This window comes from Roseibium algae, from assembly GCF_037783265.1.
In the GTDB taxonomy this organism is placed as follows: Bacteria; Pseudomonadota; Alphaproteobacteria; order Rhizobiales; family Stappiaceae; genus Roseibium; species Roseibium algae.
In genome coordinates this window covers 1-16169 of the sequence record NZ_JBAKIA010000027.1, presented here as the reverse complement: position 1 = coordinate 16169, position 16169 = coordinate 1, and the positions used below count along the sequence as shown (strand labels likewise).

Here is a 16169-nt window from a genome sequence, read left to right as displayed (position 1 = left end):
CGGTTCAGCTATCATATACGGCGTTTGCCCGTTCTTCGAACGCGCCTGAGAACTTCCGAAAAGCTCGATCAAACATCGCCCCCATCAGAGAGCCCAGTGCACGGCTCTTAAATTCATAATCAATGAAAAATCTGACTTCGCTGGTCCCCTCCCCACAATCATGGAATGTCCAGCGATTTTCCAGGTGCTTGAAGGGACCGTCGAGATATTCGACCAGAATTGTCTCGGTATCCGGAATGAGTTCAACCCGGCTGGTAAATGTCTCCTTGAAGACCTTATAGGCAACCGTCATATCAGCAACCAGAATTGCCCGACCGTTATCCAGCGGCTTGCGTCCGCGCACTTGAAGCGCCTGACATAAAGGCACAAACTGCGGATATTGTTCCACATCTGCGACCAGATTAAACATGTTGCGCGCAGAGTGATTGACGACTTGGGTCGAGGAAAAGCTGGGCATGGGCTCGCAGGTCCGGCTTCAGTGGCCAAGTTTGGCGACACGCGCCGCTTTTAGATCGGAAAAATCTTCGCCTGCGTGATGTGAGGACCGCGTCAACGGGCTGGCTGAGACTTTCAAGAAGCCTTTTGCATAAGCAATCCGCTCATAGCCCTTGAACTCGTCAGGCGTCACGAAAGACATCACAGGATGATGCTTTTTCGAAGGCTGAAGATACTGGCCGACCGTTAGGAAATCCACATCTGCTACGCGCAGATCATCCATCAACTGCAGGACTTCGTTCCGCTCTTCACCAAGCCCCACCATAATGCCGGATTTGGTGAACATGGAAGGATCCAGTTCCTTCACCTTCTGAAGAAGCCGGATAGAATGGAAATAGCGGGCTCCAGGACGTACCTTGAGGTATTTCGAGGGCACGGTTTCCATATTATGATTGAACACGTCTGGACGGGCTTCAACGACGATTTCGATAGCGCCGTCTTTACGAAGAAAATCAGGCGTCAGAACTTCGACGGTGGTCGTCGGTGACTGGTCCCGGATTGCCTGAATAACATTCGCGAAATGCGTCGCGCCGCCATCATCCAGATCATCACGATCTACCGATGTGATAACGACATGCTCAAGGCCCATCTTGGCCACAGCGTCGCCAATGGAGGCAGGCTCTTTCATGTCTACGGCCCCAGGCATACCGGTGCGCACATTGCAGAAGGCACAAGCTCTGGTACAGGTATCGCCAAGGATCATGAAACTGGCATGTTTTTTAGACCAGCATTCACCAATATTAGGGCAGCCAGCCTCTTCGCAGACCGTAACCAGACCGTTCTTGCGAACCAGATCCTGCGTCTCACGATAAATTGGAGATGTGGGTGCCTTGACGCGAATCCACTTAGGCTTACGCAGTACCGGGTTATCAGGCTTGTGAGCCTTTTCCGGATGGCGTGGGCGTGCTTCGCGGGTGTCTGCGCTTTTCGACAGCGTATCTACGATCGTAACCATGAGGCCTTAAGTGTCGCTCTTGTTCAAAAAGGTCAAGACTTGTTTCGCATGTCCGCCATGCATAAACGGACTATCCTTTAGAAGCCGTTAGCCGCTCTCTTGCCTGTTCGGACAAGGGGCGAGGTTTTCTGATTGCCTGATCCATCTGTACCAGGACTGTTTTGGCCCGCGCAGCCAACACATCATCTTGAAAGACAGCCTGATCAAGCGTGATCGAGCTGTTGCCAACTTTCAAGACACGACTACCGATTACAACACTGCCGGGCCAATGCAGTTCTGCGATGAAATCCATCTCCAGACGCGCAATCACCAAACCGCACCCCTTATCCACGAACGGATGTGAGCCGGTGTACAAAAACTCTGTTCGGCCAGTTTCCAGAAACGTTGAAAAGACGGAGTTATTGATATGGCCTTGTGGGTCACAATCGCAGTAGCGCAGCTTATCTGTGCTTTGAATGGGGAAGCCTTCTATCCCGCATGGATCAACTGGCAAAAAAACCTCCGGTCGCGCATCATGTGCCGTTAGCTGAAAACTTTTTTCCAGAGGAACAGAAATAAAACCGCTCCAAGAGTAGAGACCACAAGCTGGTCCAGAATTCCGCCGGAGATATTCAGGCGCAATATATGAGCTAGCTCGCCGCCAACAAGTGCGCCCAGCAAGCCTACCACGAGACTGCCGAAGAAACCGCCGCGGCTGTTCAAGATACGATGAGCGACCGCACCGGCAATGAGGCCAATAACAATCCATAAAATGAAGCCCATCGGGCCCAACTCCTGTATTTCTGTTGGCCCGATGGGCGTTGTTTCAATTCAAGCGCCGTTCAAATTACGCCAGAATGCGTGCAATCACCACGACCACGATTGCCCCAATGGCTGCGATGACGATCTGATTTACCCATTGATTGCCGAGATCGATGTTGATCCCGGTCGCGCTGACCAGAAAACCGCCAACGAAAGCACCGATCAAACCCGTAATCAGATAACGAACAAGCCCGCCGCCACCAACGAAAATACTGGCTAGGAAACCAGCTGCCAAACCAATCACGCACCAGACAAGAATATTTTTTACGTCCATTTAAAATCTCCAACCTGAGTACTTCCAACATAGGGAACTTACGTTAGGAAATGGAGATTCGCGATCAGAAAAACTCACCAGACCAGGGGACGGGTTTTAATTATCGCGCCCCTGATCTGCTCATTCAGGCATTTAGGACTTTGCCATAGGCATCCAGAACGCTCTCTTTCATCATTTCCGACAAAGTCGGATGTGGGAAGATCGTGTGCATCAGGTCTTCTTCTGTCGTCTCAAGGTTCATCGCGACAACAAAGCCCTGGATCAGCTCGGTGACTTCCGCGCCGACCATGTGAGCACCAATCAATTCACCAGTTTTCTTGTCGAAGATCGTCTTGATCATGCCGTTGTCTTCACCAAGCGCGATGGCCTTTCCATTGGCATTGAACGAATAGCGACCGACACGGATCTCACGCCCCTGCTCTTTCGCTTTGGCTTCGGTCAAACCAACGGACGCGACCTGCGGATTGCAATAGGTGCAGCCCGGGATCTTGCTTTTGTCCATAGCGTGAACATTGGGAAGACCTGCGATCTTTTCGATGCAGACAACGCCTTCATGTTCGGCTTTATGCGCCAACATCGGTGGGCCAGCGACATCACCGATTGCATAGAGACCGGGAACATTCGTCTTACCATATCCATCAATGACGATGCAGCCGCGGTCGGTTTTAACCCCGAGCGTTTCAAGGCCGAGGTTCTCAATGTTGCCGACAACACCCACCGCTGAAATCAGACCATCAGCCGTGATTTGCTGAACCTTGCCGTCCTTCGTTTCCACATGTGCCGTAATGGAGTTGGACGACTTGTCGACCTTGACCACTTTGGCTTCGGTCAGGATCTTCAGGCCCCGCTTTTCAAGTGTCTTACGAGCAATGGCAGAGATCTCTGCGTCTTCCACCGGCATGACCTGAGACATGACTTCAACGACCGTCACATCCACGCCCATGGAGCGATAGAATGAAGCGAATTCGATGCCAATGGCACCAGAGCCCATCACCACAAGGGATTTCGGCATCACATCCGGTTTCATGGCCTCGAAATAAGTCCAGATCAGCTTGCCGTCCGGCTCGATGCCGGGTAGCGCACGCGGCCGGGCGCCTGTTGCAACGATGATGTGCTTGGCTGTGTAAGCACCCTCACCCTTGACGCCCTTGGGAACTGGGTTTTGCGGTTGAACAGCAGGTTTTGAGGTTTTGCCAACAACGACTTCGCCCGGCTTGGTCAGCTTGGCTTCGCCCCAGATCACATCAATCTTGTTCTTCTTCATCAGATAGCCAATGCCGCCATTCAGGCGTGCAGAAACACCCCGTGAGCGCGCAACGACATCCTTGACATTAGCAGTCATCTTGCCTTCCAGCGTCAAGCCATAGCTCTTGGCATGATTGGCGTGATCGAGAATCTCGGCAGATCGCAGAAGAGCCTTGGTCGGAATACAGCCCCAGTTCAGACAAATGCCGCCCAAATGCTCGCGCTCGACGATTGCAGTCTTTAGGCCCAGCTGTGCAGCACGGATCGCAGTCACATAACCGCCCGGCCCGGAGCCGATGATGATGACGTCGTAATTGGTGTCAGCCATCGTAAGTCCCTTGATGTTCAAGTGAAATACAGCGCAGACCAATGGGGTCCGCGCCGGCTCGTTCGGATCTTAGACGAGCATGCTCATAGGGTTCTGGATGTAGCCCTTGAAGGCAGCCAAAAGTTCGGCACCTAGAGCTCCGTCCACCGCGCGATGGTCAGTCGACAAGGTTACGGTCATCACGGTTGCAATAGCCAGTGCGTCATCCTTTACAACAGGACGTTTGTCGCCTGCCCCAACAGCCAGGATCGTCGCATGGGGTGGATTGACGACAGCGGAGAAATCCTTGACGCCCATCATGCCCATATTGGACACGGCAGTGGTGCCACCCTGATACTCTTCCGGCTTCAGCTTCTTGGCTTTCGCGCGTGCCCCCATGTCCTTCATCTCATTGGAGATGACGGACAGCGGCTTCATTTCCGCGCTGCGGATAATCGGCGTAATCAGGCCACCTGGAATAGACACGGCAACGCCGACATCAGCGTGCTTGTGCTTGACCATATTGTCATCGGTCCAGGAAACATTTGCATCCGGAACATCCCGGAGCGCCAAAGCAAGTGCCTTTATGGTCATGTCATTGACCGACAGTTTGTAGGCAGGCTTGCCGTCCTTGTCCTTGGGAGCAGCTGCATTGAGCTGAGCCCGAAGCGCCAGCATCGCATCCAGTTCGCAATCCACTGAGACATAGAAATGTGGAATGGTCTGTTTGGATTCGGTCAGGCGTTTGGCGATGGTCTTGCGCATCCCGTCGTGAGGCACAAGATCATAGGACCCATCCTCGAACAGCTTCAGAACCTGTTCGCTGGATGGACCGGAGGCAAGAGCTGCAGCGGCCTTCGGAGCCTGAGCAACTGGAGCTGCAACCTTGCCAGCACCAGAAAGAAGAGCAGCCTCGACGTCTTTCTTCACAATCCGTCCACGTGGACCTGTGCCAGAAATCGCCTTCAGGTCCAGACCGCCTTGCTGCGCCATCCGACGAGCAAGGGGAGATGAGAAGATCCGTCCGCCATCAGCGGCCATTGGGACCGGTCCTGCAGGAACTGTTGCTGGCGTACTTGCCACAGGGGCAGCCGTTTCCGGAGCACTTACCGGTGCTGCAGCAGCTGTAGGTTCAGCTGAGATAGAGCCCGCGTCTTCGCCGTCTTCCAGCAAAACAGCAATCAACTCATTGACCTTGACGCCAGAAGTTCCTTCCGGAATGACAATCTTGCCGACCGTTCCCTCATCAACAGCTTCCACTTCCATGGTCGCCTTGTCAGTTTCAATTTCCGCGATGACATCACCAGCAGAAACCGTATCGCCTTCTTTCACCAGCCACTTTGCGAGGTTGCCCTCTTCCATGGTCGGGGAAAGTGCCGGCATCGTTATGTTGATAGGCATATCCGTTCCCTCGCCTTACGCCGTGTAGGTGACGGCCTTAACCGCATCGATGACTTCACCAACGTTTGGCAAGGCCAGCTTTTCCAGGTTTGCCGCGTAGGGCATCGGAACGTCCTTGCCAGTAACACGAAGAACCGGCGCATCGAGATAATCGAAAGCCTTTTCCTGCACCTGATAAGCGATTTCCGAAGACACCGAACACATCGGGTAGGCTTCTTCAACGGTGACCAGACGACCGGTCTTGCGAACCGAGGCAAGCACTGTGTCAATGTCCAACGGACGGATAGTCCGCAGGTTGATCACTTCGGCTGAAATGCCCATGGCTGCCAATTCATCAGCGGCCTTGAGCGCATAAGTCATGCCGATGCTCCAGGACACGATGGTCACATCCGTTCCAGCGCGTTCGATCTTGGCCTTGCCGATTGGCAGAACAAAATCATCCACATCAGGGATATCGAAGGCATGACCGTAGAGCATTTCGTTTTCAAGGAAAACAATCGGGTTTGGATCCCGAATAGCGGCCTTCAGAAGACCCTTGGCATCGGCTGCCGAATAAGGCTGCACGACCTTGAGGCCCGGAACATGCGCATACCAGGCAGCGTAATCCTGTGAATGCTGAGCCCCAACGCGGGATGCTGCACCATTTGGACCACGGAACACGATCGGCGCGCCCATCTGGCCGCCGGACATGTAAAGCGTCTTGGCAGCAGAGTTGATGATCTGATCAATCGCCTGCATGGCAAAGTTGAAGGTCATGAACTCGACGATTGGCTTCAGGCCGGCCATCGCAGCACCGACACCCAGACCGGCAAAACCATGCTCGGTGATCGGTGTATCGATGACGCGCTTGGCACTGAATTCAGCCAGCAACCCTTGGGTGATCTTGTAGGCACCCTGATATTCAGCCACTTCCTCGCCCATGACGAAGACATCTTCGTCGCGGCGCATTTCTTCAGCCATGGCATCGCGCAGGGCCTCACGGACCGTAGACGACTTCATAGGCGTACCAGCTGGAATCTCAGGATCTTCAGCAGGCGTACTGACGACCGGAGCGGCGGGCACAGGGGCAGCAGCGGCCGCTGGAGCTTCGGCAGCAACGGCTGGGGCTGGTGCCGCGGCAGGTGCAGAAGCTGCATCCAGAGCGCTGGCGTCTTCGCCTTCAGCCAGAAGAATGGCAATCTTCTCGTTGACTTTGACGGCATCAGTGCCTTCGGCCACCAGGATTTTCCCGATGGTGCCTTCGTCAACAGCTTCCACTTCCATGGTCGCCTTGTCGGTTTCAATTTCGGCGATCACATCGCCTGCGGAGACGGTATCACCTTCGGCCTTAAGCCATTTGGCGAGCTTACCTTCTTCCATAGTCGGCGACAAAGCCGGCATAAGGATATCAATTGGCATGGTTTCCCCCCGGCCTTATAGCAAAATGTCGGTGTAGAGCTCGGAAGCATCCGGCTCAGGATCGCTTTGGGCGAATTCGGCAGCTTCCGCGACCGTTGCCCGGATATCCTTGTCGATAGACTTCAGATCATCCTCGGTGGCCCAGCCAGCGGCAATAAGACGCTTGCGAACCTGCTCGATCGGATCATGTTCCGTCCGCATTTTCTGGACTTCATCCTTAGACCGGTATTTCGCCGGATCGGACATGGAATGACCACGGTAGCGATAGGTCACCATCTCCAGGATGTAAGGGCCTTTGCCAGTTCGGCAATATTCGAGGGCTTTCTCTGCGGCTGCCATTACGGCGCGAACATCCATCCCATCAACTTGCTGTCCCGGAATACCAAATGATGCCCCGCGTTGAGAGAGGTCTGTCGTTGCCGACGAACGCTCAACGCTGGTGCCCATGCCGTATTTATTGTTTTCGATTACATAAATGACCGGCAGCTTCCACAGCTCAGCCATATTGAAGCTCTCGTAAACCTGGCCCTGATTGGAAGCGCCATCACCGAAGAACGCCATCGCAACATTGCCGTTTTCGCGATATTTATTCGCAAAACCAAGACCTGTTCCCAAGGAAACCTGCGCCCCGACGATGCCATGACCGCCGTAAAAATGCTGTTCCTTGGAGAACATATGCATTGAGCCGCCCTTGCCCTTGGACAATCCGCCCCGACGACCGGTCAACTCGGCCATCACGCCCTTGGGGTCGAGCCCCATTGCAAGCATATGTCCGTGATCACGATAGGCTGTGATCATCTGATCGCCGTCAATCTTGGCCATCTGAAGGCCAATCACAACGGCTTCCTGACCGATATAAAGGTGACAGAAACCACCGATGAGACCCATGCCGTATAGCTGCCCGGCCTTCTCTTCAAAGCGCCGGATCGCGAGCATCTCGCGGTAGGAATGTAGCTCCTGATCCTTATCGAACTCAATGATCGCAGGAGCGGCCGTTTGGGCGGCTCCGCGTGACCGGCTTGAGGCTTTAACACCTGCTCCGGAAGTTGTTTTTTTCGCTGCGGCCATGTCCCTCATCTCAGACTGACGTTTCCCCTTGAGAAATCAAGCGGAGGTTAACCTGCACCAATTGTCAATCCAAGGGCGGATGCATTGGAGCAACAATCGATTTATCTTGTTGATTTTAAATTGAAAATAACAATTAACAGGATTCAAGTTCAATATGACTTTTGAACCAAAATCTAGTTAATCGACGCGTGGGCAAGTGAAGGCCGCATGATCGTTAGATCATTTTTGTGAACCAAATTCAAATTGAGCCTAGCACGCTCGTCAACCATGTCCGGATCAAGACTCTCCGGTCGTAGCAGACTGACCCTCGCAGTCAAATGCTCACGCTCGGCAACCAGCTTGTCCAGCTTGGACTGCAGGTCGCGAACCTGATGTTCTATTCGCGCACGGCCGACAAGACCCAGCTCACCATTCAATGCGTGGAAACCAAAATAGGCCAGCGCAGAAAGGGCAGCAACAGGAATGATCAGGCGTCGAAGAACCGATTGTTTTCGTTGACGAGTTGTGGCTGACACGTGAGGACCTTAACGAGATACAGGGTGGACCTTTCCTGGATCATGCAGCTCCTTGGTTAAAAGAGAGTTGAGGTGCACCAACTGGTTTCAAATAGGTTGTGAGGAAATGTGCATAACGACAAACCGAGACAGTCACTCATGCAGGGACACAAGACCGTGTAACAGACACAAGAAGCTGATATAGCACCTCCCCTCATTCCGAACCTGAGAGGTCAGGATCTTGGTTTGTGACCTGCTACAACGTTCGAATGGCTTTGAAGAAGACGCGTCAAGCGGCCAACGACGGTGCGTATTTTGGGGAGGTGCCGATCATCATTATTCATCACGATCCACTGTTGATGTCGTAATTCCGGGATATCTGCGACAACCCGCTCCAGTCCCGGTTCAAGATCGCCAACGAAACAGGGAATAACTGCAACACCAGCACCCGCCAAGGCCAGGTCCAGCAATGCGCTCGGTCGATTGACCGTAACTTGTATCTTTTCGCCGTGATGTTCATGAGGCCAACGCAGATAAGCCGAGATGGCCTGTTCTGGATGAATGCCGATCCAGACATCTTGCGGTGTCTGCGGGCTATTGCGCGCTTTGTAAGCTGCATAGGCAACATTCCCCAACGCCCGAGTGGCAAGATTCGGCTCTTCTGGCGCGAAAGACCTGATACCGATATCATTCTCGCGAAACGCCAGATTGGCGCGTTGTTCGCCGATGGTCAGGTCAATGCAAAAATTATCCTGAGGGGTACGGATAGCTTGAACGTTTTTGGAGATCAGCTGACCAATCCAGGTGCCAACCGCAATGCGCACAACGTCATCGCCCTTTGAGGCACCTTGCCAGGCATCGACCTTGCACGCCGCCAGTTCGAGGTCTTTCAGGTGCTCCAGAAGGTCGTCGCCGTCCGCTGTCAGCTCGTAGCCTGTCTGACTGCGCCGGAATAAATCTCGCCCCAGCCCTCGCTCCAATTCGAGCATTCGCCTACCAAGTGTAGCAGCGCTGACACCGGTCAATATGGCGGCGGCACTCAAGCCGCCGTTTCGCGCCACGACAAGAAAATGCTGATAAAGATCCCAAGGCATGCTTTTCATAATTGAAATACATGCCCCAATATTTGCGATATGTCACTTCAATTTTGAAGACTAAATGATGTGATGGATTTACCGGAAAGGCACCATCATGATCCCTTATTTCTCAGTCCACGTTCACAACACTGGTCAGAAACGAGAAGACATATCGAGGCGAAAACAGGCTGCAGAAGAAGATCGGTTTTATAATTCCTACTCGCAGCCCTTCTGGACGCGACTTCTGAGTTGGTGGAGAGCACGCTAACGAACGTACTCTCCCAAAAGTTGAGCTCGCGTTCTATGCAGCAGCGGCAGCTAGTTTGGCAAGCTTGGTCAGCACGGTCGCAGCGCCTTTCAGACGATCATCGGTCTTTTCCCAGTTGCGGGTCAGAACGATCTTCTGATCAGGACGGATCTTAGCCAAAACGCCCTGCTCAGCGATATAGGCTACCAGCGCCCCAGGATTGGCAAACTCGCTGTTGCGGAATGCAATGACGATGCCCTTGGGTCCAGCATCGACCTTCTCGATATTCGCCTTGCGGCACAGACCCTTGATGAAAACAATCTTCAAGAGATGCTGCACTTCTTCCGGCAGCGGGCCGAACCTGTCGATCAACTCCGCACCGAATGCATCAATTTCCTCGGCCTCAGCCAGATCACCCAAGCGACGATACAACGTCAGGCGCAGCTGGAGATCGGGAACATAGGTTTCCGGAATGAGGACCGGCGTCCCGATGTTGATTTGCGGCGACCACTGTTCTTCGCCCTCAACACCGCCGTCCTTGAGCTGGGCAACAGCCTCTTCCAGCATTTGCTGATAAAGCTCGAAACCGACTTCCTTTACATGACCGGACTGCTCTTCGCCCAGCAGGTTGCCCGCACCGCGAATGTCCAGGTCATGGCTGGCAAGCTGGAAGCCCGCGCCAAGGCTCTCAAGTGACTGCAATACCTTCAGGCGTCGTTCTGCAGTGCTCGTCAGCGGCTTGTTGGCTGGCACTGTAAACAGCGCATAGGCGCGGGTTTTTGAACGCCCCACACGGCCACGCAGCTGATACAACTGAGCCAGGCCAAACATATCCGCACGGTGGACAATCAGAGTGTTTGCAGTCGGGATATCAAGGCCAGATTCCACAATGGTGGTCGAAAGCAGCACGTTGTACTTGCCCTCATAGAAGGCATTCATGACGTCTTCAAGTTCGCCAGGGGGCATCTGACCATGGGCGACGGCCACCTTCAGCTCCGGTACGCTGTCTTCCAGGAAGGCGCGCATGTCAGCGATGTCGGCCAGACGAGGACAGACGTAGAAGCTCTGGCCACCTCGATAATGCTCGCGCAGCAGCGCTTCACGAACCACTAGCGGATCAAACGGTGAGACGAAGGTCCGCACCGCGAGACGGTCCACAGGCGGCGTAGCGATCAGTGACAGTTCGCGCACACCAGTCAGAGCCAATTGCAGCGTCCGCGGGATTGGCGTTGCGGAGAGAGTCAGCACGTGAACATCAGACTTTAACTCTTTCAGCCGCTCCTTGTGCTTGACGCCGAAATGCTGTTCTTCATCAATGATCAGCAAGCCAAGATCGCGAAAATCGACGCTCTTGCCGAGCAAGGCATGGGTTCCGATGACAATATCGATTGAGCCGTCGGAAAGGCCCTTTTTGGTCTGTGTCAGCTGCTTGGTCGGCACCAGCCGGGAAGCATGAGCTACATTAATCGGCAACCCGTGAAAACGCTCTGCAAACGTGCGGAAATGCTGACGGGACAGCAGGGTTGTCGGCACAACCACGGCCACCTGACGGCCGGACATGGCCGCAATGAAGGCCGCGCGCAAAGCCACTTCCGTTTTGCCGAACCCGACATCGCCGCAAATCAGGCGATCCATAGGACGACCGGAGGACAGGTCCTCAAACACAGAGTCAATGGCGCTGAGCTGATCCTCTGTTTCCTCATAGGGGAACCGTGTAGCGAACTCGTCGTAAACCCCGTCCGGCGTTTCCACCACGGGCGCCGTTTTCAAAGCTCTGGCAGCAGCCGTCTTTATCAAGCCATCGGCAATTTCCAGGATCTGCTTTTTCAGCTTGGCCTTACGTGCTTGCCATGCCCCGCCGCCCAGTTTGTCAAGCTGAGCTTCCATGTCCTCGGAACCATAGCGCGACAGCAGTTCGATGTTTTCAACCGGCAGATAAAGCCTGTCTCCGCCAGCATATTGTAACTCAAGGCAATCATGTGGCGCGCCGACGGCCGTAATGGTCTTCAACCCGATGAACCGCCCAATGCCATGATCGACGTGAACGACCAGATCACCTTCAGACAGGCCATTCGCTTCGGTGATGACATTGGCGCCCTTGGCACGTTTGCGGCTCTTGCGCACCAACCGGTCGCCGAGAATATCCTGCTCACCAATGAAGGCGATATCGGCCAATTCAAAACCGTGCTCGATGCCCAGAACACACAGCGCCGTGGTGGCTTTGCCAAGACCTTTGGCGGTGCCAAGTGTATCGACATCAGTGGTCGCACCCAGGCCATGATCCTTTAGGATCTGGCCGAGCCGATCGCGAGACCCTTCCGACCAGCAGGCAATGACAGTGCGCTTGCCATCTTTTTGCAGGGCTTTGACATGATTGGTCAGCGCGTCGAAGATATTAATATCCCCAGCAGCACGCTCTGCTGCGAAGGTCCGCCCCTGTCGTCCAGCCAGATCAACAACTTGCTTACCAGTTCCTGGCGGCGGCGTGAACGGATCCAGCGTCGCACTCGCAGCGTCAGACTGACACGCAGTCCATTCGCTTTCCGTGACATACAACAAGGACGGTTCAACCGGCATATAGGGAACAGTACCTGCAGACTTGCCAGACTCGCGCGCTTCTTCACGAGCGGAAAAATGCTCCTGAACCTGCTCCAGACGCTCGTGCACAACATCACTGGTTTTTGAATCGAGCGCAATAGGAACGCCCTCGATATAATCAAATATTGTGTCCAGCGTATCATGGAACATCGGCAACCAATGTTCCATACCCGCATAGCGTCGCCCGTCGCTGATCGACTGATACAGAACATCGTCGCGACTGGCCGCGCCGAAGTTGGATATGTAATTTCGGCGGAAGCGGGAAATCGCCTCTTCTGACAGGACAACTTCGCTCATGGGCACCAGATCAAGCCGCTTGAGCTGCTTGGAAGTGCGCTGGCTTTCAGGCTCGAATGAGCGGATGGATTCCAGCGTGTCGCCGAAGAAATCCAGACGCACTGGTTCCTCAGATCCTGGCGTGAACAGATCTATAATGCCACCGCGCACCGCAAATTCGCCCGTTTCACGAACCGTCGGAGTGCGCGAGAATCCGTTCATTTCCAACCAGGACGCAATATTGCTCATGTCCATCCGGTTACCCGGTTTCATGGACAGAGCCTGCTTCTGCATCCAGCTTTTGTTCGGGACCCGCTGAACGGCAGCATTGGCCGTGGTTAGCAGGATTGTTTTTCTTGTTTCGGGCAGACCGTGGGCCAAGGCTCCCAGAGCGAGGAGCCGCCGTGCACTGATACCCGGGTTGGGCGAAACCCGGTCATAGGGAAGGCAATCCCAGGCAGGCATCTGCAACACATCAATCGTCGGATCGAAGAACGGCAAGGCCTCTGTGATCATCTGCATGCGCGTTGCATCACGGGCAACGAAAACCAGCGCAAGTCCCTTTGTGTCGCTTTCCGCGAGGATCTGCGCAAGCGCATAGGCCTCTGCGCCATCGGGTACACTGGCAAGAGTCAGATTGGCCCGTTCTTTCAGCAGGCTTTTGAACACGGGCAACTTCCTTGTCGGCAAACTCAGGGTAAAATTAGGTGCAAAATTCGGGGCATCTGGGGCATGACCAGACATGTTGTCTAGTCTGCGTCTTTGATCGTACGCGCTTTTGCGATGGCCTCTTCGTGATAGTCAATGACACGGCGATATAAGGGGCCATCCCATTCAGCAGGCAAAGGCTTGCGCCCTGTCATCCAAGAGTAAAGATCCTGATCATGAGCTGTCAGCAAATGCTCCAGCTCCTCCAGCTCCGCTTCATTCAGGCTGTCGATCGTGGCATCAACGAAACCGCCGAGCAGCAGGTCCATTTCCTTCATGCCCCGGTGCGCGCACCGAAAGACGATCCGCTTGCGTCGATTGTCGCGTACTTCCGGAGCCAAAGCTTTCTCGGTGGGCGTGTCAGATGAGGTGCCGCTCATTTAAAAGGTCCGATGCCTGTTTGATGCCAAATTAATGACGCTGTATAGCGCCCTGCTTCGCATCTGTCAGCGTCTGTTGGTGAGTGATGAGAACATATTGCGTACATCGCAGGATTTATGGCACAAAGAAAGTCCGTCTTTGCCCAGTTTACATGGCCTCTGCGCCCTGACCGAAAGCCAATCTGTTTTCCATGCGCCCTATGGTTCTCGATCCGTTGTTTTCATCCGTATCGACCCTGCCGGGAATCGGACCTAAAATCGCAAAGCTGCTGACGACATTCCTATCGAGCCAACCCGACAGGGAGGCAAGCGTTGCCGATCTGTTGTTTCATATTCCCCACAGCGTGATTGATAGACGCCATCGCCCTGGCATCGCCTATTCAGAAAATGGTGATGTGGTAACGCTGGATGTCACGATAGATCGGCACATGCCCAATTCACGCGGCAGCAGGGCTCCTTATCGGATTTCCGCCTTTGATGACACCGGATCAATCACATTCGTGTTCTTTCACCCCCGGCATGACTGGCTGGAGAAAATGTTCCCGGTTGGCGAAAGGCGGATCATCTCAGGCAAAGTCGAATGGTTCAACGAGCAGCCTCAAATGGTGCATCCGGATTATGTGATGGCACCGGATGAAGCCGATGACATGCCACCCATTGAACCGATCTATCCAATGACGGCTGGTCTCTCGCCAAAAACACTGCAGAAGGCGATGAATGCAGCGCTCAAGCGTGTGCCGCATATGCCGGAATGGTTGAACGCAGCCCATCAAACCCAGAACCTCTGGCCGGAATTCGGCGACGCGATCAAGGCTCTGCATCATCCTGAGGACCAAAAGGATATTTCACCGGACTCACTCTTCTTGCAAAGGCTTGCATATGACGAATTGCTAGCGAGCCAGCTTGCCCTAGCCCTGGTCCGCAAGAACATGCGCCAACTGGGCGGGATCAGCCGAAATCCATTGGGCAAGCTTCAGGAGCAAGTGATAAAAGCCCTGCCGTTCTCTCTCACCAAGGGCCAGGCAAACGCCATCAAGGACATCAACGTTGACCTGGCTGAGCCGACCAGAATGCTCCGTCTTCTTCAAGGCGACGTTGGGTCCGGAAAAACAGTCGTTGCTCTTGCAGCCCTGGCACAGGTAATTGAAACCGGATCGCAGGGTGGCCTCATGGCACCGACCGAAATTCTAGCCCGCCAGCATTTTGCCTCCATGTCCCCGATCTGCGAGAAAGCCGGTATCCGGCTGGCTCTCATGACCGGCAAGGACACGGTGAAAGAACGCCGTATTACTCAGGAAAAGCTGGATTCCGGTGAAATTGATCTGGTGGTCGGCACCCATGCGCTCTTCCAAGGCAAGGTGACATTCAAGGATTTGGCGCTTGTCGTCGTCGATGAACAGCATCGTTTTGGCGTTCATCAACGCCTCGCACTATCAGCTAAAGGCAAGGGCGTAGATGTGTTGGTTATGACGGCGACACCGATCCCACGCACACTGGTTCTGACCTGCTTTGGCGACATGGATGTCTCGCAGCTGACGGAAAAACCGGCAGGCCGCAAGCCAATCACCACAGTCTCCGTATCCCTCGACCGGTTGGAAGAGATTATCGGCCGGATCAGCAGTGCCATTGGCAACGGCCAGAAGGCCTATTGGGTTTGTCCTCTGGTAGAAGAATCCGAGAAGATCGATCTGGCCGCAGCAGAAGACCGACGAAGGGTGCTCGAGCAAGAGTTGCGACAGCCCGTCGCGCTGATCCATGGCCGAATGTCTGCAGATGAGAAGGACGCCGCCATGCAGTCCTTCAAATCCGGCCAGACCCGGGTGCTTGTCGCAACAACGGTGATTGAAGTCGGCGTTGATGTGCCCGATGCGACCATCATTGTCATTGAACATGCAGAACGTTTTGGTCTGGCTCAGCTGCACCAGTTGCGTGGCCGGGTTGGACGTGGGGACAAAGCCTCCTCTTGCGTGTTGCTTTACAAGGGGCCTCTTGGAGAGACATCAGGCGCACGGCTCAATATCATGCGCCGGACCAATGACGGATTTCTGATTGCAGAGGAAGATTTGAAGCTTCGAGGTGGCGGTGAAATTCTTGGAACACGTCAGTCCGGAACACCAGGCTTCCGCATTGCCAGACCAGAGGATCATGCTGATCTTATGGAAGTCGCCCGAGACGATGCACGGTTGATTCTCGAAACTGATCCGGATCTGACTTCAGAACGCGGCTCAGCCCTTAGGTGCCTGCTGTATTTGTTCGCGCGCGATGAAGCCATTCGGTTTTTACGCGCGGGATAAAGAGCGTTCTTGCGCTTAGGTGCCTTAGGCTTCAGACCCATAAAATGGCTATGCAAATCACTTGAAGTCTGATTCAAGCTCCTGAACAGGAGTTTTGCGATGTCAGATGGATGTTTCTGGCTCAGCGATGAGCAGTTCTCGAAGTTGCAGCC

General features: G+C 54.2%; 14 protein-coding genes. 1 reads left to right on the top strand and 13 read right to left on the bottom strand.

Features of this window, described 5'->3' with window-relative positions:
* Nucleotides 1–4: 4 nt before the first annotated feature.
* From V6575_RS22125 to V6575_RS22065, 13 genes are all read right to left on the bottom strand, one after another.
* A complete protein-coding gene (locus V6575_RS22125; RefSeq protein ID WP_340277567.1) occupies nt 5–457 on the bottom strand; it encodes a type II toxin-antitoxin system RatA family toxin in 453 nt (150 codons plus the stop codon).
* Nucleotides 458–475: 18 nt separating this feature from the next.
* A complete protein-coding gene (gene lipA, locus V6575_RS22120) occupies nt 476–1450 on the bottom strand; it encodes a lipoyl synthase (protein ID WP_340277565.1) in 975 nt (324 codons plus the stop codon).
* A 70-nt stretch (nt 1451–1520) separates the two neighbouring features.
* Nucleotides 1521–1943, bottom strand: a complete 423-nt coding sequence (locus V6575_RS22115) for an acyl-CoA thioesterase (protein WP_340277562.1) — start codon at nt 1941–1943, stop codon at nt 1521–1523.
* Nucleotides 1944–1972: 29 nt separating this feature from the next.
* On the bottom strand, nt 1973–2212 hold the full coding sequence (locus V6575_RS22110; protein WP_340277560.1) for a GlsB/YeaQ/YmgE family stress response membrane protein: 240 nt from the start codon (nt 2210–2212) through the stop codon (nt 1973–1975).
* Nucleotides 2213–2276: 64 nt separating this feature from the next.
* Entirely contained in the window at nt 2277–2525 is a 249-nt protein-coding gene (locus V6575_RS22105; protein ID WP_340277559.1) for a GlsB/YeaQ/YmgE family stress response membrane protein, read from the bottom strand.
* A 124-nt stretch (nt 2526–2649) separates the two neighbouring features.
* Nucleotides 2650–4098 carry a dihydrolipoyl dehydrogenase gene (gene lpdA / locus V6575_RS22100; protein WP_340277557.1) on the bottom strand — a complete coding sequence of 483 codons (1449 nt, stop codon included), beginning with the start codon at nt 4096–4098 and terminating at the stop codon, nt 2650–2652.
* Between the two features lie 69 nt (nt 4099–4167).
* Nucleotides 4168–5478, bottom strand: coding sequence for a pyruvate dehydrogenase complex dihydrolipoamide acetyltransferase (locus V6575_RS22095; protein ID WP_340277555.1), 1311 nt, complete (start codon nt 5476–5478; stop codon nt 4168–4170).
* Nucleotides 5479–5493: 15 nt separating this feature from the next.
* Entirely contained in the window at nt 5494–6876 is a 1383-nt protein-coding gene (locus tag V6575_RS22090) for a pyruvate dehydrogenase complex E1 component subunit beta (RefSeq protein WP_340277554.1), read from the bottom strand.
* Nucleotides 6877–6891: 15 nt separating this feature from the next.
* Entirely contained in the window at nt 6892–7944 is a 1053-nt protein-coding gene (gene pdhA / locus V6575_RS22085) for a pyruvate dehydrogenase (acetyl-transferring) E1 component subunit alpha (protein WP_340277553.1), read from the bottom strand.
* Between the two features lie 173 nt (nt 7945–8117).
* Nucleotides 8118–8459, bottom strand: a complete 342-nt coding sequence (locus V6575_RS22080) for an FtsB family cell division protein (protein ID WP_340277552.1) — start codon at nt 8457–8459, stop codon at nt 8118–8120.
* Between the two features lie 212 nt (nt 8460–8671).
* Complete coding sequence (locus tag V6575_RS22075) at nt 8672–9541, bottom strand: LysR family transcriptional regulator (RefSeq protein ID WP_340277551.1); 870 nt, start codon at nt 9539–9541, stop codon at nt 8672–8674.
* Nucleotides 9542–9815: 274 nt separating this feature from the next.
* A complete protein-coding gene (mfd, locus tag V6575_RS22070; protein WP_340277548.1) occupies nt 9816–13304 on the bottom strand; it encodes a transcription-repair coupling factor in 3489 nt (1162 codons plus the stop codon).
* A gap of 80 nt (nt 13305–13384) precedes the next feature.
* Nucleotides 13385–13723: an FAD assembly factor SdhE gene (locus V6575_RS22065; RefSeq protein ID WP_340277546.1), complete on the bottom strand. Its 339-nt coding sequence runs from the start codon at nt 13721–13723 to the stop codon at nt 13385–13387.
* Between the two features lie 191 nt (nt 13724–13914).
* Between V6575_RS22065 and recG the strand changes: the two genes are divergently transcribed.
* Nucleotides 13915–16017, top strand: coding sequence for an ATP-dependent DNA helicase RecG (gene recG / locus V6575_RS22060; protein ID WP_340277544.1), 2103 nt, complete (start codon nt 13915–13917; stop codon nt 16015–16017).
* Nucleotides 16018–16169: the final 152 nt, after the last annotated feature.